The organism is Nocardia sp. NPDC051030 (genome assembly GCF_040683015.1).
Lineage (GTDB): Bacteria > Actinomycetota > Actinomycetes > Mycobacteriales > Mycobacteriaceae > Nocardia.
Window position 1 is genome coordinate 199,272 of sequence record NZ_JBFBCD010000002.1, and the last position, 24,520, is coordinate 223,791.

A 24,520-nucleotide genomic window follows, 5' to 3' on the forward strand; every position below is an offset into this window, starting at 1 on the left:
GGATCCTCCGGGAGATGGGGTCGGGGGTGGTCGGTCTGGCGCAGTGTGTCAGGACTGGGGGATGCGGTGGGGGATGAATGCCGCGCCGTCGTCGGTGATCAGGCCCGCGGTTTCGCGAATGCCGAGTCCGGCGGAGGTGTCGCCGACGATCCATGCGCCCAGGACCGGGCGCATGCCGTCGAATTCCGGTAGCGGGTCCAGCAATTGGTAGACGTAGCCCTCTTCGCCGTAGACGCCGCCGGTGGCGGTTTCCATGCCCGCGCCGACAATGGTCATATTCGCGCCCTCGCGGCCCAGCTTGGGCTTGCGAATGTATTCGGTGAGCTCGTGCGGGTCATCGAGGTAGGTGGGCAGCAGGTTGGGGTGGCCGGGGTACATCTCCCAGAGCACGGCCAGCATGGCCTTGTTGGAGAGCATGGTCTTCCACAGCGGCTCCAGCCACATGGTTTGCGGCAGTGATTGGGTGACGCGCTTGCCGAACTCGTCGTCGAGCACCCATTCCCAGGGGTAGAGCTTGAAGATGGAGTCGATGGGGGCCTCGGCGAGATCCACGAAACGTGCCAGCTCCGTGTCGAATCCGATTTCCTCGATGGGGAGCGCGATGGTGTCGAAACCGGCCTCGGCGGCGGTCTCCTGCATGTACGCGGTGGTGACATTGTCCTCACCGGAGGCGTCCGAGCCGGACCAGCTGAAGTGCAGTTCCGGGCTGGGCAGCAGGTCGCGCAGTTCGCCCCAGCGCTCGACCAGCTTCTCGTGCAGGGAATTCCACTGATCGTCGTCCGGGTGGGTGTCGGTGAGCCAGTGCCACTGCACGATTGCCGCCTCCAGCAGGGAGGTGGGCGTATCGGCGTTGTACTCCAACAGTTTTGCCGGTCCGCGCCCGTCGTAGCGCAGGTCGAAGCGGCCGTAGACGTGCGGGTCGGAGCGCTTCCAGGAATTGGCGATATGCTCCCAACTCCATTGCGGCAGACCGAAATCGGCGAATCGTTCGGTGAGGATGATCTGCTCGACGGCGTGCAGGCACATGGAGTGCAGGACTTCGACCTGCGCTTCCAGGGCCAGGATCTCGGGCATATCGAACTCGTAATGCACGGATTCGTCCCAGTAGGGCCGGGGCTGGCCGTTCGCGTCGCGTCCCGGCGACCCGTACACCAGTCCCTGACTCTCGATGATCTGCTGCCAACCCGGGCGTGGAGTGCTGCGCACTCGCCGCATTACGAACCTCCGCCGATCTTCGCGCCGAGCCCGCCTCGCTGAATCGTGCTGCCGCTCTTGGTTTTCACGGTCGCACCCTTGGGGGTGACCGTTGTGCCACCGGACGGCGCCCTGCCGATGGTGTTGTTGCCGCCGTAGTAGTAGCGGTACTGGCCGCCATTGAAGATATAGATGCCGCCGTAGCCGCCGGTGCTGTAATTGCCTGCCGCGGTGGCCTTCTCGCAACTGTCGTCGGGAATGACGATCTCCTGGCCGTCATGGTCGGCGACCACGGTCTGGCCATTGCCGACGGCGACCGTCTGGCCCTTATTGGCGACGACGGTGCAGTACGCGGTCACCTCGGGTGCGGTCAGCGCGCTGTAGGCCAGGTAGCCGCCGCCGACCAGGGCAGCGACACCGACCACGGCCGCGCCGCCGATCAGCACCTTCTTGCGGGACTTGCGCTTGTTCTCGGCAGCCTCCGCCTCGGCCTGCTCCTGCTCCTCGGCGCGCTTGCGAGCCTTCTCGCGAGCGCGCGCCTCGGCCACGGTGGGCGGGCGCGGCTGCGTGACTCCGGCTTCCTGCACCTGCATCCGGCCACGCCGCTGTGCGGGCGGTTCGATCGGCGCGGGGACGGGAGCGGCCGTGGGCTCGATCGGAGGCATCGGAAGTTCGAACGCGGGCGGCGTCGCCACGGGCGGACTTGCCGGGGGCGGAGTCATCTCGCGCGGTGCGGGCTCCGTTGCGGGTGCACCGGAGGGAGTCTCCGGGCTCGGCTGTTCCGTGGAAGCCGCCGGGATGGGCGGTTCAGCGGAAGCCGCGGCGGGCGTGCCGGATTCGTGCTGCGCGGGGGACGCGTGGAAATGGCCGCCGGGTGCGGGGTCGGGGGTGGATTCGTGGAAATGGCCGCCGGGGGCCGGATCGGGCGGGGACTCGTTCGAGTCGGGCTGACGGTCGGGGTCGCCGGGTTTGCCGCCGAAGCGTTCAATGGCCAACGATCGACTCCTCGAACTCTCCGCGCACTAACGCTCCTCGAATCCGGACATGCCCCCTTGTGGGGCGCCCCAGTCTTCCACAACCAGATCCACGCGGCCAGGAGTATCGCCGCCGCGCAGCAGGGTCAGGAGAGTCTCGCATTGTTCGCGCGCACCTTCGGCGACGACATGCACCCGGCCGTCGCGATGATTGCGGGCGTAGCCGGACAGGCCCAGTTCCAGTGCGCGCGAGCGTGTCCACCAGCGGAAGCCGACGCCTTGGACGTAGCCGTGCACCCAGGCGCTGAGCCGGACCGGTTCGGGCATCAGTCTTCGGTGCTGAAGGACAGGGTGATCTTGGTCCCGGCCTTGAGGGTGCGGCCGACGGTGCACACCCGGTCGATGCTGCGCTGGGCGGCGACCAGCAGGCGCTCGCGGGTGGCGTCGTCGAGTTCGCTGAGGTCGAGTTCGAACGACTCGTTCAGCTCCGGGTAGACCTCGTTCTCGCGGTCCGCGTCGCCGGAGACGCGCACGGTGGCGTCGAAGGTCTCGCCGAGCTTGCGGGACAGGGTGAAATCGGCGCTCAATCCGGTGCATCCGGCCAGCGCGATCTTCAGCAGCTCACCCGGAGTGAACGCGCCCGGCACGCCTGCCGAGGCGATGAGCACCTCGCCACCGCGATTATTGCGCCCGGTGTACGCGCGAACTCCGGTGCGCTCTGCCCACAGTTCCACCGGTTCGGAGGGTGCGGGTGCGGTGGCGGTCTGCGGTGCGGTGGTCTGCTCGGACATATCAAGATCCTCCCATTGGCGATGTTTTCCCTGCCGATCGGTTCGAAACGCCGGGATCGTCAGCGGAATTCCGCCGTGGGAGCCAGGCCCGCGACCAGCGCCGGGGTGACGGCCTTCAAGCTGTCGGCCACGAACGCGGCCAGGGCGATGGCGTCCGCGGCCGGTGGGTACTTCGGATGCGGGACGGCGATCACCGTCATGCCCGCGGCAGCGGCCGAACGCAGGCCATTGCTGGAGTCCTCGATGGCGATGCACCGCTCGGGTGCGACGCCCAGCAGGGCCGCGGCCTCCAGATAGCCGTCGGGCGCGGGCTTGCCGCGCTCGACCTCCTCGGTGGAGACGGTCGCGGAGAACAGGTCGGTGACGCCCATGTGCTCGAGGACCACATCGATCAACCGCCGCGGCGAGGAACTCGCCAGCCCGAGCGTGTAACCCCGCGCCAGGGTGCGAACCGTGTCGACCGCGCCCGGCATGAGCGGCAGATGCTCGCTATAGCGGGCGGCCATGCGCGAGATGACATCCTCGGCCACCTGCTCCGGCGTGCGCCGCCCATCCAGCAGATCCGCGCTGGTGTACTCCGACCATTCGGCCGTGCTCATCCCCATGAACCGGTCCTGGGTATCGGGCAGCCAGCGGCCGTTCAGCTCATCGATGTACTCGCGGCGCACCTCCTCCCAGATCGGCTCGGTGTCGATCAGTACGCCGTCCATATCGAAAACCAGGGCCGCAACAGACATGCGTCCTATCGTCCGGGTCCGGTCGGCGGCGGGTGCCGCCGGGGTGACATGCTTCGTGAATCGCGTAAGCGTCCATGCGGATTCCGGTTTGCCGGGCGCCCGGTTCATACGGCATCTTTACGGCGAGGCGGGCTGGGAATGTCTGTTCTACGGCGGGATCCGGCAAGGGCGATCCGGCCGGCGAATGTGGAAGGGGCCAGCGGTGTTCATCGAACTGCGCGACGAAGCCGGTGCGAGGCTGGAACTGATCTCGGTGGGCTTGGGCTGGGATCCGGCGCTGGACACCTGGGAAGGCGTCGGTCATGAGATCGATCTGAATGTGGCCGCCCTGATGTTCAGTGGCGACCAGCTGGTCGATGTCGTCTATCACGAGCAGTTGAATTCCGCGGACGGTTCGATCCGTCACCACGGCGACAGCATGACCGGTGAGGGCCGCGGCGACAATGAGCTCATCACCGTCGATCTGACCCGGATCGCGTCGCCGGTGACCACCGTGCTGTTTCTCGTCACCTGCTATACGGGACAGCCGTTTTCGGAGATCCTGAATGCCTTCTGCCGCATGGTGGATGGCGTATCCGGTACGGAACTGGTGCGCTACGACCTCAGCGGGGTGCAGCACACCGGGCTGTTGATGGGCGAGATCACCAGACCGCAAGGGGCCTGGCAATTCCGGGAGATCAACGCCGCCATCAATGCCCGGCATCCGGTCGAGGCCGCACCGCAGCTCGGCCCTTACCTGAGCTGATCCGGCTCCGTCCACTCATCGGGACGGTCGAAGCGAATGCGCCTGCGGGCGGCCGATCCGGATTATCGTCGGATCGAAAGCCGAACACGCGCAAATGAATACCGAGGTGGGCCGTGAGCACGGTCATGGACATCTACGATCCGCAACTCTATGTCGACGGGCCGATCCACGAGACTCTCGCCGGACTGCGGCGCGCTCAGCCGGTGTATTGGCAGGACATGCCCGATGAGCCCGGCTACTGGGCGATTCTCAAGCACGCCGACGTGGCGCATGTGGCGCGCAATCCGACGCTGTTCTCCGCCGAGATCGGCGGTGTGGTCTTGGAGAATCAGCCGCCGGAGCGGCTGGAGATGACCAAGAACATGCTGCTCATGATGGATCCGCCGCGGCACACCGGCTACCGGAAGCCGCTCGCCGAGCATTTCAAGGCGCGGGTGGTCGGCGATATGGAGAATCGGGTCCGGGAATTGACCCGCGCCCTACTCGAAAACGTCGACGGCGAATTGGAATTCGTGCACGACGTGGCCGGGGTGCTGCCCAGCCAGGTGGTCGGCGGGCTGTTCGGGATTCCGCCGCAGGACTGGCCCGATATTCGCCGCTGGGCCGAACAGTCCACCAGTCAGCAGGATCCGGAGCTGCTCGGCGATTTCGACGTGACCGCCGAGCTCACCAATATGGCCATCTACGCCATTCAATTCGCCATGCAGCGCCGCACCGAAGCCCCGCACGCCGATCTGACCTCGCTCATCCTGGCCGGGAATTTCGGCGGAAAAGCCATGTCGGACATCGAGTTCGGCAGCTTCTTCACGCAGTTGGTGACGGCGGGCAATGACACCACCAAGACCATGCTGTCCTCCGGCTTGCAGCTGCTGCTGGAGCATCCCGATCAGCTGAAGGCGCTGCGCGAGGACCCGAGCCTGATCCCCGGCGCGGTGGAGGAGATCCTGCGCTACGGCAACCCGCTGCACTACTTCCGCCGCACCGCCACCGCCGATACCGAAATCCGCGGCGTCCCCATCAAATCCGGGGACAAGGTCGCCATGTGGTACACCTCGGCCAATCGCGACGAGGATGTCTTCGCCGATTCCCAGCAGTTCGATATCCGCCGAAACCCCAACCCGCACTTGTCCTTCGGACTGGCCCAGCACTTCTGCCTCGGCGTACACCTGGCGCGGCTCGAGGGCCGGGTCTTCTTCGAGGAACTCCTGGCCCGCTTCCCGGATATCGAGCAGACCGGCGCGCCCCGCCGCATCCGCTCCAACCTCAATAACGGCCTGAAGTCTCTGCCGATTCGACTGTCGCGCTGAGGGGTTCGCGGCCCGCTAAGGTTCGATCACGGAGACCGATCCGTCGATGCTGTTCGTCACGTAGGCGATATGGTTCCGGTCGTCCACCGCCACGCCCTGTGGTCCGTTACCGACTGCCACTGTGGCAGTGACGGTGCGGGATTCGGTGTTGATCACCGAGACCGTTCCGTCGTCGTTATTGGCGACGTAGACCCGGTCGATGACCGGGTCCAGCGCGATCCCTTGCGGTCCGTTCCCGACCTCGATGGTGGTGACCACGCTGTTGGAGTCGAGATCGATGATCGATACCAGCCGATCCTCCGCATGGGTGACGTAGGCGATCCTGGCGGCCGAGTCCACCACGATCCCGCGCGGCAGATTGTCGATCGGGAATGTCGTCGTGACTTTGCGAGATGCCGTGTCTATCACCGTAATCGACCGATCGCCATTGGTGACATACGCGGTGTGGGTGGCGGAGTCGACGGCCACGCCCTGCGGCGAGACGCCGACCTTCACAGTGGTGATGACGCTGCGGGCGGAGGTGTCGAGCACCGACACCGTTCCGTCCCCGGTATTGACGACGTAGGCGGTGTGAGTGACCGGATCCACCGCCAGCGCCTGCGAATTCTTGGACCCTTCCAGCGGAAAGCCGAGGGGCAAGGTGGAGGTGACGGTGTTCGACCGGGTCTCGATGACCGACACCGACAGCTCGTCGCCATTGACGACGTACGCGGTCTGGGTGGTGGGGTCGATGGCCACGCCCTGTGGCCCCTTACCGACGTCGAGATTGGAATACAGGGTGTTGGCAGTGGTATCGATGATCGACACCGTCCCGTCGCCACTATTGGTGGCATAGGCGATGTGATTGTCCGGGTCCACCGCGATCGCCTTGGGCCGCAACCCGATCTCGATGGTCGCGGTGACCTTCGGATCCGCGAGTGGCTTCGGCCGCGTCGTCGCGTACCAGATGCCCGCTGCGACCAGCGCGATCACCATGGCCAGGGCGGCTATCACCAGGTATGCGCGGCGGAACCGCGTCGCGCCGGGGCCGGGTCCGGCGGTCGCTCCCGCGGCATTGCCCGGTGACACCGGGTTCGGGAGGTAGTCGCTGCGCACGGTTTCCCGGTCCGGCACGGGCTCGCTCACGGTGGCGCGCACAGTGAGCGGTTCGGGGTCCGGCTCGCCGGGCGCGGGCATCGTATTGACGATCGTGGGCGCGGAGTCATCGGCGACCTGCTCGGCCCCTGCGAGTTCGGCACGGACGGTAGGGATCTCGCCGGTCAGGGCGCGCCGGGCGGCGGCGGCGAGGTCCGCCGCGCTTTGGTACCGCTGCTCCGGGTCCTTCGCCATACCGTGTGCGATGACGTCGTCGAAGGCGGCCGGGACGCCCGGCCGGACCGTGCTCGGGCGTGGCGGGGGACTGGTGAGATGGGCGGTGATCTGCTGTTCCAGGCTGGTGCTCGGATAAGGCTGTGTGCCGGTGAGGCATTCGTGTAGCACACAGGTGAGCGCGTACACATCGGATCGGGCATCGGCGCGGCCGTCGCCCAGGCGTTCGGGAGAGAGGTAGGCGAAGGTGCCGACGGTCGCGCCCGCGCTGGTCAGTCCGCTGTCGGAGATCGAGCGGGCGATACCGAAGTCGATCAGATAGACGAAATCGTCCGCGCACACCAGCATGTTCGAGGGTTTGACATCGCGATGCACGAGCCCGTGGGTGTGGGCCGCGGTCAAGGCCGAGGCGACCTGCCCGATGATCGACACCGCGGTCCCGGGTGCCATCGGACCGTGCCGCCGAATCACCGCGTCCAGCCCGCTGCCCCGCACCAGCCGCATATCCAGATAGAGCCGCCCATCGATCTCCCCGTAGCGGTGGATCGGGATCACGTGCGGCTCGTTCAGCGCTGCGGCAGCCCGTGATTCGCGCCGGAATCGTTCCCGAAAGGTAGGGTCCGCCGCCGAGTGCGGCGGCAGCACCTTGAGCGCCACGACCCGATCGGTATCGGTGTCATAGGCCTCGTAAACCTGCCCCATGCCGCCCTCGCCGATCAGCGCGCGCAGCCGGTACTGCCCGAAGCTGGTGCCCTCCACAGCTCATAGCGTCCTCCCCCGATCAAGATCAGGGAGCTCTCCTGGCGGAATCGGAGTCGATTTCACGCCGTGAGAGCTCCCTGATCTTGGTGTCAGGCCTGGAAGCGGTAGCCCATGCCCGCCTCGGTGAGGAGGTGTTTGGGCTGGGAGGGGTCGTCCTCGAGTTTGCGGCGGAGTTGGGCGAGATAGACGCGGAGGTAGTGGGTTTCGGTGGCGTAGGAGGGGCCCCAGACCTCGCGGAGGAGTTCGCGGCGGCCGACCAGTTTGCCGCGATTGCGGACCAGCATTTCCAGGACGCCCCATTCGGTGGGGGTCAGGTGGACGGTGCGGCCGTGGCGGGTGACCTGTTTGGCGGAGAGATCGACTGTGAAGGAAGAGGTTTCGACCACCGGTTCGGAGGTGTCGGCGGTGCCGGCCGAGCGGCGGACGGCGGCGCGCAGGCGGGCCAGGAGTTCGTCCATGCCGAAGGGTTTGGTCACGTAGTCGTCCGCGCCCGCGTCCAGGGCCTCGACCTTGTCGGAGGAGTCGGTGCGGGCCGAGAGCACGATGACCGGTGTGGTGGACCAGCCGCGCAGGCCTTCCAGGACCTGGATGCCGTCCATATCGGGCAGGCCGAGGTCCAGGACCACCACGTCGGGATGTTTCTCCGCGGCCGCGCGCAGGGCCGCCGCGCCATTGGCGGCGGTGGTCACCTCGTAGCCGCGCACCGACAGATTGATGCGCAGGGCGCGCAGGATCTGTGGTTCGTCGTCGACCACCAGGACTTTGGTCGGCGCGGGCGCCGCGTCGGTCACGGGTTCTCCTCTTCATCCGCGGCTGCCAGGTCGATGACCATGGTCAACCCTCCACCCGGGGTCGGCTCCGCGTGCACGGTGCCGCCCATCGCATCCACAAAACCCCGTACCACCGACAACCCCAGTCCGACACCGGTGGAGTTGTCCCGATCACCCAAACGCTGGAACGGTTCGAACAGCTGATCTTCCATGCCGGACGGTACGCCCCGGCCGGAATCCACCACGGTAATCGCCACCCGCGCACCGGTGTTCTCCGCGGTCACCCGCACGGTCGATTCGCCGGGGGAGTACCGCACCGCATTGTCGATCAGATTGGCCAGCACCCGTTCCAGCAGTCCGATATCGGCGCGCACCGACACCGAATCGACCTCCACCTTCACCCGGTTCATGGCCTCGCGCCGCAAACCGCGCGTACCCATGGCCATGAGCGCATGATGCACCGCCTCATCGAGGTAGACACGCCGCATCTGCGGTGTGATGACGCCGACGGCGAGCCGGGAGGAGTCGAGCAGATTGCCGACCAGCGCGGTCAGCTGATCCACCGATTCCTCGATGGTCTCGAGCAATTCGGAGGTGTCCTCGGGCGAGAACTCCACATCGTCGCTGCGCAGGCTCGACGCCGCCGCCTTGGCCGCGGCGAGGGGGGTGCGCAGGTCGTGGCTGACCGCCGAGAGCAGCGCCCGCCGCAGCTTGTCGGCCTCCATGACCGCTTGCGCCGCACTGGCTTCGGCCTGCAATTGAGTCTGCTGCACCAGTCCGGCGGCCTGATTGGCGACCGCGCCGAGCACCATGCGATCACCGGAGGGCAAGGGCTTGCCGCACAGCAGCAGCCAGTGCATATCGTCCCCGGCCTCGACGGCGGTCTCGGCGTCCGCCACCTTGCACGGCGGATTCTCGCCCACCGAGGCGATCACGGCGTCCTCGGCGATCAGGCTGACCGAGTCCTGGTTGTAGGTTTCGCGCGCCCGCTCCAGCAGGTCCTGCAAATCCGCGCCGTGCAGCACCGCACCCGCGAACAGCGTCAGCAGTTCGGCCTGCCGGGATGCCTTGCGCGCCTCCCGGGTTCGCTTGGCCGCCACATCCACCAGCGCCGCCACCGCGACCGCCACCATGAGCAGCACCACAATGGTGAGGAAGTTGTCCAGCTGGTCGATGGTCAGGCTGTAGCGAGGTTCGGTGAAGAACCAGTTCAGCAGCACGCCCGACAGCAGCGCCGACAAGGCCGCCGGGGCCACACCGCCGAACAGCGACACCACGATGACGCCGATGAAGAAGAGCGCGCTCTCACCGCCGAGGTCCAGCCACCTGTCCAGCCATAGACCGGTGATCAGGCAGATCAGCGACGGCACGATGAACGCCGCGGACCAGGACCCGAGTTGGCGCTCCTTGCGCGTGAGCGAGGACCAGCGGAAGCCCTTATTGGACTCTTCATGGGTGACCATGTGCACGTCGATCTTCCCCGACTCCTGCACCACCCTCGCGCCGATGCCCTCGTCCAGCATGCGGGCCCAGCGTGAGCGTCGTGACGTGCCCAGCACCAGCTGGGTGGCGTTCACTTGTCTCGCGAAATCCAGTAGCGCCGAAGGCACATCCTCGCCGGTGACGGTGTGCAGGCTCGCGCCCAGACCGTTGGCCAGGTCGCGCAGGCGGGTGAGCCGCTGCGTGGACACCCCGGCCAGGCCGTCACCGCGCACGACGTGCACCACGATCAGCTCGGCACTCGATTTGGCGGCGATGCGGCTGGCGCGCCGCACGATGGTCTCCGACTCCGGGCCGCCGGTCACCGCGACCACCAGGCGTTCGCGGGCCTCCCAGGTGTCGGTGATCTTGTGGTCTTCCCGATACTTGGCCAGGGCGGCGTCCACCTGGTCGGCCAGCCACAGCAGCGCCAGCTCGCGCAGCGCGGTCAGATTGCCGGGCCGGAAGTAATTGCGCAGGGCCGCATCCACTTTGGTGGCGGCATAGACGTTTCCGTGGGAGAGCCTGCGCCGCAAGGCCTCCGGGGTGATGTCGACCAGCTCGACCTGGTCGGCGGAGCGAACCACCCAGTCCGGCACGGTTTCCCGCTGCACCACGCCCGTGATCTGCTCGACCACGTCGTTCAGGGATTCCAGGTGCTGCACATTGACCGTCGAGACCACATCGACCCCGGCATCGAGCAGCTCCTGCACGTCCTGCCAGCGCTTCTCGTGCTTGCTGCCGGGCACATTGGTGTGCGCCAGCTCGTCGACCAGCACCACCGCGGGCGCGCGTCGCAGCACCGCGTCCACATCCAGTTCCGGCATGGTGGTGCCGCGGTACTCGATCATGCGCGGCGGAATTCGTTCGATCCCGGCCAGCATCTCGGCCGTCTTGGACCGCCCGTGCGTCTCGACCACCGCCGCGACCACATCGCGGCCACGCTCGATCCGCCGATGCGCTTCGGACAGCATCGAGAAGGTCTTGCCCACGCCGGGGGCAGCGCCGAGGTAGATCCGAAGTTGTCCGCGTTTCACTTGTCCATCATCGCGCGGGGTGCGCTCGAGCCCGGACGGGCCGCGCGCACGGTCACCTGATTCCTCTCGGCGGTGGCCAGCGCCCGCAGGCACAAGACGGCCCCGAGGAAGCCGAGGATCACCATCAGGGTGACAGCGAGATCCGGCACGTTCTGCTCCTTACTCATTACTGGGCGGTGGCCCGGCAGAGCGATTGGGCAGGCTCGGCCAGGTGTTTCCCTTTGTACGGGCGGGATTGCCGAAGTTCTGGTTCCTAACGGTTTCTTTACGACGCGACCGGTGGACGTTGACAACATCCGTGCGCGGCCACAACGATCGAGCGGGTGACCAGCAAACCCGACGCGGCGCAGCGCATGAGTGATCTCAGGCGGTTGCGTCGCGTGCGCGACCGGATCGACCGGGAGTACGCGCAGCCGCTGGATGTGGAGGCGCTCGCCCGCGACGCGCATATTTCGGCCGGGCATCTGAGTCGGCAGTTCCGGCTCGCGTACGGCGAATCGGTGTACAGCTATTTGATGACGCGGCGCATCGAGCGTGCCATGGCGCTGCTGCGGATCGGGGAGCTCAGTGTCACCGAGGTGTGTTTCGCGGTGGGCTGTTCGTCGCTGGGCACCTTCAGCACCCGTTTCACCGAACTGGTCGGCATGCCGCCCAGCGCCTATAAGCGGGAGGCGGAGGAGGAGACCGCGGGCATGCCCGCCTGCGTGGCGAAACAGGTGACCCGACCGATCAGGAATCGAGAAGCGCCAGCGGCCTCGCGGAAATTATCGTGAACCGCATGGACCTCACCATTCATCAGGCATATCTTCCGCAGGACGATCCGGAGGCCGCGCTGGCCTTCTACCGCGACACGCTCGGCTTCGAGGTGATCCAGGACGTCGGCTACAACGGGCTGCGCTGGATCACGGTCGCCCCGGTGGGGGGTGGTACGTCGATCGTGCTGCATCCGCCCGCCGCCGATCCGGGCATCACCGACGAGGAGCGCCGCACCATCACCGAGATGATGGCGAAGGGCACCTACGCCAGCATCAATCTGGCTACCCATGATCTGGATGGCGTCTTCGAGAAGTTGCAGGCCAGCGACGCCGCCGAGGTCGTGCAGGAACCGACCGACCAGCCCTACGGGATTCGGGACTGCGCCTTCCGCGACCCCGCGGGCAATATGGTGCGAATCAAGCAGCTGAGCTGAGCCACCACCTCTACCTCGACAGATGGAGCCACGATGAGCCCAGCCGCGAAGAAGACCACGGCTGCCCCGCACGACGCCGACAGCCATGACCTGATCCGCGTGCTGGGCGCGCGAGTGAACAATCTCAAGGACATCAGCATCGAGATCCCGAAGCGCCGGTTGACGGTGTTCACCGGCGTCTCCGGTTCGGGCAAGAGCTCGCTGGTGTTCAGCACCATCGCCGCGGAATCGCAGCGACTGATCAATGAGACCTACAGCACCTTCGTCCAGGGCTTCATGCCGACGCTGGCGCGGCCCGATGTGGATGTGCTCGACGGGCTGACCACCGCGATCATTGTCGACCAGGAGCGAATGGGGTCCGATCCGCGCTCCACGGTCGGCACCGCCACCGACGCCAATGCCATGCTGCGCATTCTATTCAGTCGGCTCGGGAAGCCGTATATCGGTTCGGCGCAGGCTTTTTCGTTCAATGTCGCCTCGATCAGCGGTGCGGGCGCGGTCGAGGTGAAGAAGAACGGCGCGACCGTGCGGGAGCGGCGCAGCTTCAGCATTACCGGCGGCATGTGCCCGCGCTGTGAGGGGCGGGGGTCGGTCAATGACATCGATCTGACGCAGCTGTATGACGAGACCAAATCGCTCAATGACGGCGCGCTCACCATTCCCGGCTACAGCATGGACGGCTGGTTCGGCCGGATCTTCAGTGGCTGTGGATTTTTCGATCCGGATAAGCCGATCAAGAAGTTCACCAAGCGTGAGTTGAACGATCTGCTCTACAAAGAACCGACCAAGATCAAGGTCGAGGGCATCAACCTCACCTATGAAGGCATCATCCCGAAGATCCGTAAGTCCATGCTGTCCAAGGATGTCGACGCCTTGCAGCCGCATATTCGGGCCTTCGTGGAGCGGGCGGTCACCTTCCAGATCTGCCCCGAGTGTGAAGGCACCCGGCTCAGCAAGGAAGCCCGATCCTCCAAGATCGAGGGGATCAGCATCGCCGATGCCTGCGCCATGCAGATCAGCGATCTCGCGGAATGGGTTGGCGGACTACATGAGCCGACCGTCGCGCCGCTGCTCGATTCGCTGAAGCACACCCTCGACTCGTTCGTGGAGATCGGGCTCGGCTATCTCTCGCTGAACCGGCCCTCGGGCACGCTCTCCGGCGGTGAAGCGCAGCGCACCAAGATGATTCGGCACCTGGGATCCTCGCTCACCGATGTCACCTATGTCTTCGACGAGCCCACCGCGGGCCTGCATCCGCATGACATTCAGCGGATGAACGAACTACTGCTTCGGTTGCGGGACAAGGGAAACACCGTGCTGGTCGTCGAGCACAAGCCGGAGACGATCGTGATCGCCGACCACGTCGTCGATCTCGGCCCGGGCGCGGGATCCGGCGGTGGCACCGTCTGTTTCGAGGGCGATATCGAGGGATTGCGGAGCAGCGACACCATTACCGGCCGCCACTTCGACGATCGCTCGGCTGTCAAGGATGCGGTGCGGAAATCCAATGGCGCGTTGAAGATTCGCGGTGCGAACGCGAATAACCTGCGGGCCGTCGACGTCGATATCCCGCTCGGGGTGCTGGCCGTGGTCACCGGTGTCGCCGGTTCCGGCAAGAGCTCCCTCGTGCACGGGTCGATCCCGACCGGTGATGGCGTGGTGTCGATCGACCAGGGCGCGATCAAGGGCTCGCGCCGCAGCAACCCGGCCACCTACACCGGACTCCTGGAGCCGATCCGCAAGGCCTTCGCCAAGGCCAATGGCGTGAAACCCGCGCTGTTCAGCTCCAATTCCGAAGGCGCATGCCCCAATTGCAATGGCGCGGGCGTCATCTACAGCGATCTGGCCATCATGGCGGGCGTGGCCACCACCTGCGAGGTGTGTGAGGGCAAGCGCTTCCAGGCCGCGGTCCTGGACTACAAGCTCGGCGGCCGCGATATCAGCGAGGTCCTGGCCATGCCGGTGGCCGAGGCCGAGGAATTCTTCGGTGCGGGCGAGGCACGCATACCGGCCGCGCACGCCATCCTCGAGCGGCTCGCCGATGTCGGGCTCGGCTATCTCACCATCGGGCAGCCGCTCACCACGCTGTCCGGCGGCGAACGCCAGCGGCTCAAGCTGGCCACCCATATGGGAGAGAAAGGCGGCATCTACATCCTCGACGAGCCGACCACCGGCCTGCACCTCGCCGATGTCGAACAGCTGCTGGGCCTGCTCGACCGCCTGGTGGATTCCGGCAAGTCGGTCATCGTGGTCGAGCACCATCAGGCCGTGATGGCCCACGCCGACTGGATCATCGACCTCGGCCCCGGCGCGGGCCACGACGGCGGCAAGATCGTCTTCGAGGGCACCCCCGCCGACCTGATCGCCGCCCGCTCCACCCTCACCGGCGAACACCTCGCGTCGTATGTCGGCCAGGGCGGTGCCGCCAAGAAGAAGCCAGCACCCAAGCGCGGCAAGTGAATTCGCGGCCGTCGCGGGAAGTAATGCGAGCCCGTGACGGCCGTCCCATCCGGCGCGAAGACTGTGCGGTCCAACACGCCCCGCCGGTCCATCGCAGCGGTCCCCCGAACGGCCGAGGGAGCGATGGTGGCGGATTATGTCCGATTTCCCCGCCATCATCGCTCCCTCAGCGCCAGCCGTCCGGGTGCGGCGGCCCTGCGGTGCCGTGTGAGAAGGGGTCCGGCGCGGTGGGCGTGCGGTGGGCGGGTGGCTATGCGGGGGCTGGAATTCCGGTCTTGATCGGGGTAAATCCGGAGGCGCGGGTGGGGGCGTACGTCCGGGGGCGTAGTGCGGAATACGGCGGTCGGCGCAGGCGCGGGCAGGGGGAGTCGGCCTACTCTGGGGGACAACGTGATTCCCTCCCCCTGATGGGACAGTTGCCATGACCGATTTCCAGCCCGCGCTGTACGGCCCGCCCACCGTGCGCGCCGGGACCGCGGAACGTGAGCAGGCGGCGGCAGCGCTCAGCAAACACTTCGCGGACGGACGGCTGGACGTCGGCGAGTACGACGAGCGTGTGGGCCGCGCCTATAGCGCCAAAACGGTCGGCGAGCTCGTGGAGCTGTTCACCGACCTACCCCAGCCCGCACCCCCACCGAGTGCGCCCATGGCTGCCGGTCCGATGCCGAATCGGCAGCGCCCCTGGCCGGTGCTGCCGGTGGCCGTGATCGCCGCGCTGGTGCTGGGGATCGTGATCATGGCGGTGACGCACGTGTTCCCGCTCTTCATTTTCCCGCTGCTGTTCTTCGCCTTCTTCCGTGGCCGCCGCATCGGGCGGTCGGAGTTCAGGCAGCGCCGCCGAATTCGATGAGGCTGCCCGAGGCGGCCAATTCGATTTCATCCCCCAGCGTGTGCTCCGCGACGCGTGAGACCACCGCGGCCGGGATGTCCTCCAGGTCGTAGGTGGCGTGCGCGTCTCGCGGCAGCACCACGCACAGCCCGCGTTCGAGTGCCGTGCGCGCGGTCGCGCTGACGCACATCTCCGACAGCAGTCCGCCGATCACCAGTCGCCGCACATTGTGCTTTTCGAGTAGCCCGCCGAGTTCCGGCTCCTCGAACCCGTCATCGGAGGACTTGCGGACGATCGCCTCGCCCGGAATCGCCAGCGGCAGTTCCCATCCGGGCTGCCCCGGCTCGTCCGCTTCCCCGACCGGCCCGTCATTCTGCAGGTGAATCACCAGCGCACCGGCCTCCCGCGCCTCGCGAAGCAGGCCGCTCACGGCCGCGACGAGTCGATCGGCCTCGGGTACTGCGGCGGCTCCTTCGAGGAAACCCTGTTGCATGTCAACGACAACGAGTGCTGTCGCGAGCTCGCCGTTTTCTCCCTTGCTCACGTCGTCCATCTATTCATGATCACCGAAACCGTCGGCGACTGATATGCATGGTCCGAAAGTCGGAACCGAGGTCACCATCGACTCGATCATGCTGGCCATGTCGATCTGCGCGGCCGTCCCATCCACCGGCCGCTGGATCGCGGCCGGTCGTCCGCAGTCTCCGTAGCGTCGGAAAAAGCGCTGGTCCCCGCGATCGCGATGACGGCATCATGATCACTGATCAGCCACTGCCCGCAGACGCAGCGGAGGTAGCGGATGGGTCCGTGGGCGGAGACGAGAGTCGGTGTGGGCCAGGCGCAGGCGGGGCAGGTGGCGTTCATGCACTCAGCCTGATGTAATGGGTCAGTGCATTTCAACCCTTACGGAGGCGCGGCGGCCGAACTGGCGGTCCGGCTGGTCAATGCGGACCCCGATGCGGATCTGCTCCAGCTGCTCGACGAGTCCGGCTACAAGCCGCTCCGCAGCCTGAACGCCGGGCAGATCGCCGAACTACGCCGCTGGATCGCCAGGCTCGACGAGGTCTTCACCGCGCCGAGCGTCGACCTTCTCAATGCCCTGCTGAGCGAAACGACCAGCCGCCCTTACATTTCCACCCACGACGGCCGCAAACCGCATATGCACTATTCCGACGAGTCGGCCCCCACCGATGAGCGCGTGAAGGCCTACACCGCGGCCGGTCTCGCCGAACTCTTCTGCGAGGACCCGGCCCGCATCGGCCGCTGCGCCCGGGACGGCTGCGGCATCGTCTTCGTCGACACCTCCCGCAATGGCAGGCGGCGCTTCTGCTCCACCCGATGCTCGACCCGGGTGCACGTGGCTCAGCATCGAGTCCGCGCCTCGGCCTGAATCCCGCTGCCCGCAATGGTTTCGGCGGTGCGCCCCCATTACGAGCATCGTGGCGGCGATGGCCAGGGGTTTCCGCCGATTTCGGACCGGCGGTGCGTCAGCGGGATTCCGGGGCGTGTTCCACCGCGTGCAGGGCCGCCAAGTATCCGAAGACGATGGCGGGGCCGATGGTCGCGCCTGGGCCCGCATAGGTGTGACCCATGACGGGGGAGCTGGCATTGCCTGCGGCGTACAGGCCTTCGATCAGGGTGCCGTCTTCGCGGAGAACGCGGCCGACGGTGTCGGTGACCAGGCCGCCCTTGGTGCCGAGGTCGCCCGGGACCAGTTTGGCCGCGTAGAACGGGCCGGTTTCCAGCGCACCGAGATTCGGGTTGGGGTGCTGGCGGGGGTCGCCGTAGTAGCGGTCGTAGGCGCTCTCGCCGCGCGCGAAGTCCTCGTCCTTGCCCTGGTGGGCAAAGATATTGAAGCGGGTGACGGTGGCCTGGAGCTTGTCGGCGGGGATGCCGAGTTTGTCGGCCAGCTCGGCAATGGAGTCCGCGCGAGTCAGCACGCCCGATTTGAACCAGCGGCCGGGCAGTGGCTGGCGCGGGGGCAGGCCCGCGAACAGGTAGCGGTTGCGATAGCGCTGGTCGAAAACCAGCCAGGCGGGGATGTTTTCGCCGGGGCCCTCGCCCTGCCCGTTCTCGCCGCCGTACATGCGGTGGGTGGCTTCCACATACGGCAGCGATTCGTTCATGAAGCGTTCGGCGCGATCATTGACGATGATGCTGCCGGGCAGATTGCGTTCGGCCAGGCAGAACCAGGGCTTGCGGTGCAGCGGGATGGATGGTCCCCACCAGGCATCATCCATGAAATCGATTGCCGCGCCGAGCGATTGGGCGGCGCGAATGCCGTCGCCGGTATTGGACTTGGCCCCGACCGTCCATTCGGTGCCGATCGGCTCGCGCTGGTACTGCTTGCGCATGGCGCCATTGTGTTCGAACCCACCGGCCGCGATCACCACGCCGCGACGCGCGGTGAGCACCCGGTCGACGCCCTCGTGTTCGACGATGACGCCGGTCACCCGGTCGTTCTCCGTGCGCAGTCCGACGAGCGGAGTATTCAGCAGCAGTGGGACATTCGCCTGTTGCAGGCCCACCCGCAGCATGGCGCTGAGCGCCTGACCGCGCGCCAGCAGATGCTGACGCAGCAGGTTGCCCTTCAGCCAGCGCGCGCCTATGCGGATCGCACGGAACGGTGCGCGCGGATTGCGCAGGCCCAGGTGCACCTGCCGGAAGTCGGCCTGGGTCAGGATGAAGTTCTTGGGAGCCTTGGCGTAATCCGGTGCGAGGGTGGCCAGTTCCGCGCCGAGCGCCTTGGCGTTGTACGGCGTGGGCTCGATCGACCGGCCGTGCGCGCGACCGCCCGGTGCCTCCGGGTAGTAATCGGAGTAGCCGGGCACCCACTGCATGCGCAGCGGCGAGTTCTGGATCAGGAACTCGAGCGCCTCCGGCCCGCGATCGATATAGGTGTCGACGCGTTCGGCATCGGCGTACTCGCCGATAATGTCGGTCAGATAGGTGCGGGCGGCCTCGGTGTCATCGGCCGGAGCCTGTTGCCGCAGAACGGAATTGCCGGGAATCCAGACGCCGCCGCCGGACAGGGCGGTGGATCCGCCCCAATGCTCGGACTTCTCGACGATGACCGCGCTCAGGCCATGGTGTGCGGCGGTGAGGGCGGCGGCCATGCCCGCCGCGCCGGATCCGACCACGATCAGATCGTAGGTGTCGGGCTCAGTGTCGTTCTGCATATCTCTACCTGTGTTCTTCTGTGGTGAATTCAGTTGTGACGCACGATGTTCAGCGCCAGCGCGTGTCGAGAACCGCGCTGAGCGCCCCTTCGACGCACACCGCCAGTGACGCCCCCCGGTGGTGTGGGCTGCGCAGCCATTGCAGATAGCCGAATTCGGCGGCCGCGAGCATGAGGTGCACCAGCAGCCCGGGACTGTTGTCGGCCTCGGGGTCGCGCGACATACGTTGTGCGACAAGCTCGACCAGCCTGCTGCGATGCTCCGGCGTGATCAATGCGACGCGATCGAGCAGATGCGGCGCGGTGCGGAATGCGGCCCGCCAGGCTTCGAGATCCTCGGCGGGCTGGGTGGTGGATCGAGTCAGGATCGCTTGCGAGAGCGCCACATCGGCGGGCTCGGTGCCCGGCCGCTCCTCCAGGAGCGCGGCAATGCCCGCACCACCCTCGCGGACCGGATCCAGCAGCAGGTCCTCCTTACTGCGGACATGCCGGAAATACGTACTCGGCGAGATCCCGGCGGCGGCGGCGATCTGCTCGGTCGTCACCCCGTCGAAGCCCGTGCTGGAGAACAGCTCGAAGGCGGCTCGCTGAATATCGGCCCGGATCTGACGTCGTTGCCGCTCACGTAGTGACACAAGAGCGAGTATCTCCGTACATGACAGAGACTGTCAACTAGCAAGATCCTCTCGCGACAGTGCTTGCGACACACCGGGCGGACCTGTAAGTGGAGCGTCAAGGCGGAGCTTTGGCACGCTAAGAAGTCGTAAACAACCTCTATTTCGTGCTGATCGGACGCTTGACTCGCTCCCGGCGCATCTGAGATGCGTCACCGCAGAAGAGAGGTTTTTCAAACATGTCCGTCGTGGTGTTCACGGTGCTGACAGTGGCGATCTTCGCCCTGCTCGGCCTGATCCAGCGCGGGGTCGAGCGGCTGTGACTCAGAACGTGATCGGTCTGATTCTGGCTGCCGGCATTGCCGTGTTTCTAGTGGCAGCGCTGCTGTTCCCGGAAAGGTTCTAAGTGAGCACGACTACCGCAGGGATCCTTTTCGCCGGATCCCTGATACTCGCGCTGGCTGTGGTCCATGTGCCGCTCGGCGACTACATGTACCGGGTGTACAGCGGCGACAAGCATTCCAAGCTCGAACGCGGCATCTACCGCGTGATCGGGGTGAAGCCCGGCGTCGAGATGACCTGGGCCGTGTACGCGCGCAGCGTGCTGGCCTTCTCCGCCGTGAGCATTCTGTTCCTGTTCTTCCTCCAGCTGATTCAGGGCAAACTGCCGTTGCACCTGAACGATCCGGGCACCGAGATGACCCCGGCGCTGGCCTGGAATACCGCCGTCAGCTTCGTGACCAATACGAACTGGCAGAACTACGCCGGTGAATCGACACAGGGTCACCTGGTGCAGATGGCCGGGCTCGCGGTGCAGAACTTCGTGTCCTCCGCGGTGGGCATCGCGGTGGCGGTCGCGCTGGTGCGCGGCTTCGCCCGGCGGCACACCGGCGATCTGGGCAACTTCTGGGTGGATCTGGTGAGGGGAACCATCCGGATTCTGCTGCCGCTCGCCTTCGTGTTCGCCATCGTGCTGGTCGCCGGTGGCGTGATCCAGAACTTCCATCTCAATGATCAGGTGACGCAGACGGTCACCGGTGGCACACAGACGCTTCCGGGTGGTCCGGTCGCGAGCCAGGAAGTGATCAAGGAGCTCGGCACCAATGGTGGCGGCTTCTACAACGCCAACTCGGCGCATCCGTTCGAGAACGCGACCGCGTGGACGAACTGGATCGAGATCTTCCTGCTACTGGTGATCAGCTTCTCGCTGCCGCGCACCTTCGGGCGCATGGTCGGCAGCAAGAAGCAGGGATACGCCATTGCCGCGGTCATGTCGACCCTGGCCATCCTGAGCCTGACGCTCATGAACGTCTTCCAGTTGCAGCATCACGGCACCGTGCCCACGGCCATCGGCGCCTCGCTCGAGGGCGTGGAAACCCGCTTCGGCGTGAGCGATTCGGCGACCTTCGCCACCGCGACCACGCTGACCTCGACCGGTGCGGTGGACTCGTTCCACGACTCGTACACCAGCCTCGGCGGCATGATGACCATGTTCAATATGCAGCTCGGTGAGGTCGCGCCCGGTGGTACCGGCTCCGGTCTCTACGGCATGCTGATCCTGGCGGTCATCACGGTATTCATCGCGGGCCTGATGGTCGGCCGCACACCGGAATACCTGGGCAAGAAGATCACGCCGCGCGAGATCAAGCTGGCGGCGTCGTACTTCCTGATCAGTCCGCTGATCGTGCTGGTCGGCACCGCGACGGCCATGGCCATGCCCGGGCAGCGCGCCGCAATGGCGAACTCGGGGCCGCACGGGTTGTCGGAAGTGTTGTACGCCTTCACTTCCGCGGCCAATAACAACGGTTCCGCCTTCGCCGGTCTGTCCGGCAATACCGAGTGGTACAACACCGCGCTCGGGCTTGCCATGGTGTTCGGCCGGTTCCTGCCGATCATTTTCGTTCTCGCACTGGCCGGTTCACTGGCCCAGCAGGGCACGACACCGGAATCGATAGGCACGCTCCCGACGCATCGGCCGCAGTTCGTCGGCATGGTCGTCGGCGTGACCATCATCCTGGTCGCCCTGACCTTCCTGCCCGCGCTGGCGCTCGGGCCGCTCGCCGAAGGAATCCACTGAAATGTCTGCTCCCACCATCGAAAACGTGACAGCCGAAGAGGCTTCGTCGCACCAGGGGCGGGTGTCCAGCGGTCTGTTCGATCCGCAGATGCTGGTGAAGTCGTTGCCGGACGCCTTCCGCAAGCTGGACCCGCGCTCGCTGTGGCGCAATCCCGTCATGCTGATCGTCGAGCTCGGCGCCGCGTGGTCGACCATCCTGGCGATTGCCGACCCGTCGTTCTTCGGCTGGGCGATCGTCGTATGGCTCTGGGCCACCGTGCTTTTCGCCAACCTGGCCGAGGCCGTCGCCGAGGGGCGCGGCAAGGCGCAGGCCGATACGCTGCGAAAGGCCAAGACCGACACCGTCGCTCGTCGCCTGGTGGATTGGTCGCCGGGTGCCCCCGTGGTCGAGGAGAAGGTCGCCGCGGCCGATCTCCAGCGCGGTGACTTCGTGGTCGTCGAGGCCGGACAGGTCATTCCGGGTGACGGCGATGTCGTCGAAGGCATTGCGTCGGTGGACGAATCGGCCATTACCGGTGAATCCGCGCCCGTCATTCGCGAGTCCGGCGGCGACCGTTCCGCGGTCACCGGCGGCACCACCGTGCTGTCGGACCGGGTCGTCGTCAAGATCACTCAGGAGCCGGGCGGCAGCTTCATCGACAAGATGATCGCGCTCGTCGAGGGCGCGTCGCGGCAGAAGACGCCGAACGAGATCGCGCTGAACATCCTGCTCGCCGCGCTCACCATCATTTTCGTGTTCGCGGTGGTGACGCTCCAGCCCCTGGCCATCTACTCCAAGATCAGCCTGCCGGGCGTGCCGGACAGCATCTCGCTCAATGGTGACGGCATCAGCGGCATCGTCATGGTCTCGCTGCTGGTCTGCCTGATTCCGACCACCATCGGCGCGCTGCTCTCGGCCATCGGCATCGCCGGTATGGACCGGCTCGTGCAGCGCAATGTGCTGGCCATGTCCGGTCGTGCGGTCGAGGCCGCCGGTGACGTGAACACGCTGCTGCTGGACAAGACCGGCACCATCACCCTGGGTAACCGTCAGGCGTCGGAGTTCGTGCCGATGCCGGGCGTCACCGAGGATGAGATGGCCGATGCCGCACAGCTTTCCAGCCTCGCGGACGAGACCCCCGAGGGTCGCTCCATCGTGGTGTACGCCAAGACCGCGTACAACAAGCGCGAGCGCACGCCGGGCGAGCTGACCGGTGCCACCTGGGTGGAATTCACCGCCCAGACCCGCATGTCGGGTGTGGACCTGTCCGATGGACATCAGCTGCGCAAGGGTGCGGCCAGCGCCGTCACCGAATGGGTGCGCCTGCACCACGGCGATGTTCCGGAGGCGGTCGGTCAGGCCGTGGACGGCATCTCGGCGTCGGGCGGCACGCCGCTGGTGGTCGCGGAGATCAAGGACGGCAAGGCCCGGTTGATCGGCGTCATCCATCTCAAGGATGTGGTGAAGCAGGGCATGCGGGAGCGCTTCGACGAGATGCGCAAGATGGGCATCCGCACCGTCATGATCACCGGCGATAATCCATTGACCGCCAAGGCGATCGCCGATGAGGCGGGCGTGGACGACTTCCTCGCGGAGGCGACTCCCGAGGACAAGCTCGCGCTGATCAAGAAGGAGCAGGCCGGTGGCCGCCTGGTCGCCATGACCGGTGACGGCACCAATGACGCGCCCGCGCTCGCGCAGGCCGACGTGGGTGTCGCCATGAACACCGGAACCTCCGCCGCCAAAGAGGCGGGCAATATGGTGGATCTGGACTCCGACCCGACCAAGCTCATCGAGATCGTCGAGATCGGCAAGCAGTTGCTCATCACTCGCGGTGCGCTGACCACGTTCTCCATCGCCAATGACATAGCCAAGTACTTCGCGATCATTCCCGCGCTGTTCGTGGCCCTGTTCCCCGGCCTGGACACCTTGAACATCATGCGGCTGCACAGTCCGCAGTCGGCGATCCTGTCGGCGGTCATCTTCAATGCGATCGTCATCGTGGCATTGATTCCGCTGGCATTGCGCGGCGTGAAGTACACGCCGGCCGCGGCCTCGAAGTTGTTGAGCCGCAACCTGTCCGTCTATGGCGTGGGCGGCATCATCGCCCCGTTCATCGGCATCAAGCTGATCGACCTCATCGTCCAATTCCTCCCCGGGATGTCCTGAAATGCGCATGTCAACTTGGATCCGGCAACATGTGGCCGCACTGCGCGCGCTACTGGTTCTCACGGTGATCACCGGAATCGCCTATCCACTGGCGGTTTTCGCGGTGGCGCAGATTCCCGGCCTGAAGGACAAGGCGGAGGGTTCGCTCATCGAATCCGGCGGAAACACGGTGGGCTCCAGCCTGATCGGGCAGTCCTTCACCGACGACAAGGGCAATGCGCTGGTGCAGTACTTCCAGAGCCGTCCCTCCGCGGCGGGTGCGAGCGGCTACGACCCGACCTCCTCCTCGGCCAGCAATCTGGGCCCGGAGAACATCGTGGACAGTGCGCCTGACAAGACCGGCCTGCTGACCACGGTGTGCACCCGCAGCAAGACCATCGGCGACCTGGACGGCGTGAACGGCATCCGGCCGTTCTGCACGCCGGGCGGGGTCGGCGCGGTGCTGTCCGTGATCGGGCCGCGCGAAGCCAATGGCGAGGTCGAGCACCCGACCAAGGTGGTCAGCGTCAATGAGTTCTGCTCGGTGACCAAGAATCCGTTCCTGGCCGAGTACGAGGGCGTGAAGGTGGAATGCGCCGTCGACGGCGAGGACTACTCGATCGGCCGCATCGTGCCGATTCGCGGTGACGCACCGGCCGAGTCCGCGGTGCCCGCCGATGCCGTCACCGCCAGCGGCAGTGGCCTGGACCCGCACATCTCCCCGGAGTACGCGGCCATCCAGGAGGCGCGAATCGCCAAGGCGCGCGGGGTTTCCGTGGATCAGGTCCGCGCGCTGGTGGATGCGCACACCGACGGCCGCACTCTCGGCTTCATGGGTGAGCCGCGCGTGAACGTGGTCGAACTCAACCTGGACCTGGACGGCAAATACCCGTTCAAGGCCTGATCACAACAAACGCCCGAGCTTGCTCGGTGCGCCGGGG

Annotated in this window: 24 protein-coding genes; 12 read left to right on the plus strand and 12 right to left on the minus strand. The window is 66.3% G+C overall.

Annotated features, from left to right (window positions below; translation table 11 throughout):
* Positions 1 to 48: 48 nt before the first annotated feature.
* Genes AB0N05_RS05430 through AB0N05_RS05450 form a run of 5 tightly spaced genes read right to left on the minus strand, consistent with a single transcriptional unit; the run spans position 49 to position 3,696 of the window.
* Entirely contained in the window at positions 49 to 1,215 is a 1,167-nt protein-coding gene (locus AB0N05_RS05430; RefSeq protein ID WP_364687885.1) for a glutathionylspermidine synthase family protein, read from the minus strand.
* The gene (locus tag AB0N05_RS05435; protein ID WP_364687887.1) at positions 1,215 to 2,189 is read right to left on the minus strand and encodes a hypothetical protein; all 975 of its coding nucleotides are present in this window, start codon (positions 2,187 to 2,189) and stop codon (positions 1,215 to 1,217) included. The genes AB0N05_RS05430 and AB0N05_RS05435 overlap by 1 nt, the downstream gene beginning before the upstream one ends.
* Before the next feature lie 27 nt (positions 2,190 to 2,216).
* Positions 2,217 to 2,495, minus strand: a complete 279-nt coding sequence (locus tag AB0N05_RS05440; protein WP_364687889.1) for an acylphosphatase — start codon at positions 2,493 to 2,495, stop codon at positions 2,217 to 2,219.
* A complete protein-coding gene (locus AB0N05_RS05445) occupies positions 2,495 to 2,959 on the minus strand; it encodes an OsmC family protein (RefSeq protein ID WP_364687891.1) in 465 nt (154 codons plus the stop codon). The genes AB0N05_RS05440 and AB0N05_RS05445 overlap by 1 nt, the downstream gene beginning before the upstream one ends.
* Before the next feature lie 59 nt (positions 2,960 to 3,018).
* Positions 3,019 to 3,696, minus strand: a complete 678-nt coding sequence (locus tag AB0N05_RS05450; protein WP_364687893.1) for an HAD family phosphatase — start codon at positions 3,694 to 3,696, stop codon at positions 3,019 to 3,021.
* Positions 3,697 to 3,898: 202 nt separating this feature from the next.
* Between AB0N05_RS05450 and AB0N05_RS05455 the strand changes: the two genes are divergently transcribed.
* Positions 3,899 to 4,441: a TerD family protein gene (locus AB0N05_RS05455; RefSeq protein ID WP_364687895.1), complete on the plus strand. Its 543-nt coding sequence runs from the start codon at positions 3,899 to 3,901 to the stop codon at positions 4,439 to 4,441.
* Between the two features lie 113 nt (positions 4,442 to 4,554).
* Complete coding sequence (locus tag AB0N05_RS05460; protein ID WP_364687897.1) at positions 4,555 to 5,748, plus strand: cytochrome P450; 1,194 nt, start codon at positions 4,555 to 4,557, stop codon at positions 5,746 to 5,748.
* A gap of 15 nt (positions 5,749 to 5,763) precedes the next feature.
* Here AB0N05_RS05460 and AB0N05_RS05465 read toward each other — a convergent pair whose 3' ends face one another.
* The 4 genes from AB0N05_RS05465 to AB0N05_RS05480 form a co-directional block, all read right to left on the minus strand.
* On the minus strand, positions 5,764 to 7,815 hold the full coding sequence (locus AB0N05_RS05465; protein ID WP_364687899.1) for a protein kinase: 2,052 nt from the start codon (positions 7,813 to 7,815) through the stop codon (positions 5,764 to 5,766).
* Between the two features lie 92 nt (positions 7,816 to 7,907).
* On the minus strand, positions 7,908 to 8,609 hold the full coding sequence (locus AB0N05_RS05470) for a response regulator (protein WP_364687901.1): 702 nt from the start codon (positions 8,607 to 8,609) through the stop codon (positions 7,908 to 7,910).
* The gene (locus AB0N05_RS05475) at positions 8,606 to 11,104 is read right to left on the minus strand and encodes a sensor histidine kinase KdpD (RefSeq protein WP_364687903.1); all 2,499 of its coding nucleotides are present in this window, start codon (positions 11,102 to 11,104) and stop codon (positions 8,606 to 8,608) included. Before AB0N05_RS05475 ends, AB0N05_RS05470 begins: the two co-directional genes overlap by 4 nt.
* Entirely contained in the window at positions 11,101 to 11,253 is a 153-nt protein-coding gene (locus AB0N05_RS05480) for a hypothetical protein (RefSeq protein WP_364687905.1), read from the minus strand. The genes AB0N05_RS05475 and AB0N05_RS05480 overlap by 4 nt, the downstream gene beginning before the upstream one ends.
* Before the next feature lie 174 nt (positions 11,254 to 11,427).
* Here AB0N05_RS05480 and AB0N05_RS05485 point away from each other — a divergent pair, with 174 nt between their 5' ends.
* From AB0N05_RS05485 to AB0N05_RS05500, 4 genes are all read left to right on the plus strand, one after another.
* Complete coding sequence (locus AB0N05_RS05485) at positions 11,428 to 11,877, plus strand: helix-turn-helix transcriptional regulator (protein WP_364687908.1); 450 nt, start codon at positions 11,428 to 11,430, stop codon at positions 11,875 to 11,877.
* A 5-nt stretch (positions 11,878 to 11,882) separates the two neighbouring features.
* Positions 11,883 to 12,293: a VOC family protein gene (locus AB0N05_RS05490; protein WP_364687910.1), complete on the plus strand. Its 411-nt coding sequence runs from the start codon at positions 11,883 to 11,885 to the stop codon at positions 12,291 to 12,293.
* A gap of 33 nt (positions 12,294 to 12,326) precedes the next feature.
* The gene (locus AB0N05_RS05495; protein WP_364687912.1) at positions 12,327 to 14,753 is read left to right on the plus strand and encodes an excinuclease ABC subunit UvrA; all 2,427 of its coding nucleotides are present in this window, start codon (positions 12,327 to 12,329) and stop codon (positions 14,751 to 14,753) included.
* A gap of 421 nt (positions 14,754 to 15,174) precedes the next feature.
* Positions 15,175 to 15,603: a DUF1707 domain-containing protein gene (locus AB0N05_RS05500; protein WP_364687914.1), complete on the plus strand. Its 429-nt coding sequence runs from the start codon at positions 15,175 to 15,177 to the stop codon at positions 15,601 to 15,603.
* Here AB0N05_RS05500 and AB0N05_RS05505 read toward each other — a convergent pair.
* On the minus strand, positions 15,578 to 16,135 hold the full coding sequence (locus AB0N05_RS05505) for an isochorismatase family protein (RefSeq protein WP_364687916.1): 558 nt from the start codon (positions 16,133 to 16,135) through the stop codon (positions 15,578 to 15,580). The two genes, AB0N05_RS05500 and AB0N05_RS05505, sit on opposite strands and share 26 nt — an antisense overlap.
* 34 nt (positions 16,136 to 16,169) lie before the next feature.
* Here AB0N05_RS05505 and AB0N05_RS05510 point away from each other — a divergent pair, with 34 nt between their 5' ends.
* On the plus strand, positions 16,170 to 16,292 hold the full coding sequence (locus AB0N05_RS05510) for a hypothetical protein (protein WP_364687918.1): 123 nt from the start codon (positions 16,170 to 16,172) through the stop codon (positions 16,290 to 16,292).
* A gap of 179 nt (positions 16,293 to 16,471) precedes the next feature.
* On the plus strand, positions 16,472 to 16,972 hold the full coding sequence (locus AB0N05_RS05515; protein ID WP_364687920.1) for a CGNR zinc finger domain-containing protein: 501 nt from the start codon (positions 16,472 to 16,474) through the stop codon (positions 16,970 to 16,972).
* 97 nt (positions 16,973 to 17,069) lie between these two features.
* Here the strand turns inward: AB0N05_RS05515 and kstD are convergent, their stop codons facing one another.
* Positions 17,070 to 18,761, minus strand: a complete 1,692-nt coding sequence (gene kstD, locus AB0N05_RS05520) for a 3-oxosteroid 1-dehydrogenase (RefSeq protein WP_364687923.1) — start codon at positions 18,759 to 18,761, stop codon at positions 17,070 to 17,072.
* A gap of 49 nt (positions 18,762 to 18,810) precedes the next feature.
* Positions 18,811 to 19,395, minus strand: a complete 585-nt coding sequence (locus AB0N05_RS05525; RefSeq protein WP_364687925.1) for a TetR/AcrR family transcriptional regulator — start codon at positions 19,393 to 19,395, stop codon at positions 18,811 to 18,813.
* Positions 19,396 to 19,705: 310 nt separating this feature from the next.
* Here AB0N05_RS05525 and kdpF point away from each other — a divergent pair, with 310 nt between their 5' ends.
* Genes kdpF through AB0N05_RS05545 form a run of 4 tightly spaced genes read left to right on the plus strand, consistent with a single transcriptional unit; the run spans position 19,706 to position 24,483 of the window.
* Positions 19,706 to 19,780, plus strand: a complete 75-nt coding sequence (gene kdpF, locus AB0N05_RS05530; protein WP_364689504.1) for a K(+)-transporting ATPase subunit F — start codon at positions 19,706 to 19,708, stop codon at positions 19,778 to 19,780.
* Positions 19,781 to 21,451 (plus strand): potassium-transporting ATPase subunit KdpA, encoded by a 1,671-nt coding sequence (kdpA, locus tag AB0N05_RS05535; protein ID WP_364687927.1) that lies wholly within the window; start codon positions 19,781 to 19,783, stop codon positions 21,449 to 21,451.
* Position 21,452: 1 nt separating this feature from the next.
* Complete coding sequence (kdpB, locus tag AB0N05_RS05540; RefSeq protein WP_364687929.1) at positions 21,453 to 23,600, plus strand: potassium-transporting ATPase subunit KdpB; 2,148 nt, start codon at positions 21,453 to 21,455, stop codon at positions 23,598 to 23,600.
* Position 23,601: 1 nt separating this feature from the next.
* A complete protein-coding gene (locus tag AB0N05_RS05545; protein ID WP_364687931.1) occupies positions 23,602 to 24,483 on the plus strand; it encodes a potassium-transporting ATPase subunit C in 882 nt (293 codons plus the stop codon).
* Positions 24,484 to 24,520: the final 37 nt, after the last annotated feature.

Bases quoted from the DNA above. Each gene is read 5' to 3' on its own strand.
- AB0N05_RS05430 (WP_364687885.1), bottom strand. From the start codon at position 1,215: ATGCGGCGAGTGCGCAGCACTCCACGCCCGGGTTGGCAGCAGATCATC.
- AB0N05_RS05440 (WP_364687889.1), bottom strand. From the start codon at position 2,495: ATGCCCGAACCGGTCCGGCTCAGCGCCTGGGTGCACGGCTACGTCCAA.
- AB0N05_RS05445 (WP_364687891.1), bottom strand. From the start codon at position 2,959: ATGTCCGAGCAGACCACCGCACCGCAGACCGCCACCGCACCCGCACCC.
- AB0N05_RS05450 (WP_364687893.1), bottom strand. From the start codon at position 3,696: ATGTCTGTTGCGGCCCTGGTTTTCGATATGGACGGCGTACTGATCGAC.
- AB0N05_RS05490 (WP_364687910.1), top strand. From the start codon at position 11,883: ATGGACCTCACCATTCATCAGGCATATCTTCCGCAGGACGATCCGGAG.
- AB0N05_RS05495 (WP_364687912.1), top strand. From the start codon at position 12,327: ATGAGCCCAGCCGCGAAGAAGACCACGGCTGCCCCGCACGACGCCGAC.
- AB0N05_RS05500 (WP_364687914.1), top strand. From the start codon at position 15,175: ATGACCGATTTCCAGCCCGCGCTGTACGGCCCGCCCACCGTGCGCGCC.
- AB0N05_RS05505 (WP_364687916.1), bottom strand. From the start codon at position 16,135: ATGGACGACGTGAGCAAGGGAGAAAACGGCGAGCTCGCGACAGCACTC.
- AB0N05_RS05510 (WP_364687918.1), top strand. From the start codon at position 16,170: ATGCATGGTCCGAAAGTCGGAACCGAGGTCACCATCGACTCGATCATG.
- kstD (WP_364687923.1), bottom strand. From the start codon at position 18,761: ATGCAGAACGACACTGAGCCCGACACCTACGATCTGATCGTGGTCGGA.
- kdpB (WP_364687929.1), top strand. From the start codon at position 21,453: ATGTCTGCTCCCACCATCGAAAACGTGACAGCCGAAGAGGCTTCGTCG.
- AB0N05_RS05545 (WP_364687931.1), top strand. From the start codon at position 23,602: ATGCGCATGTCAACTTGGATCCGGCAACATGTGGCCGCACTGCGCGCG.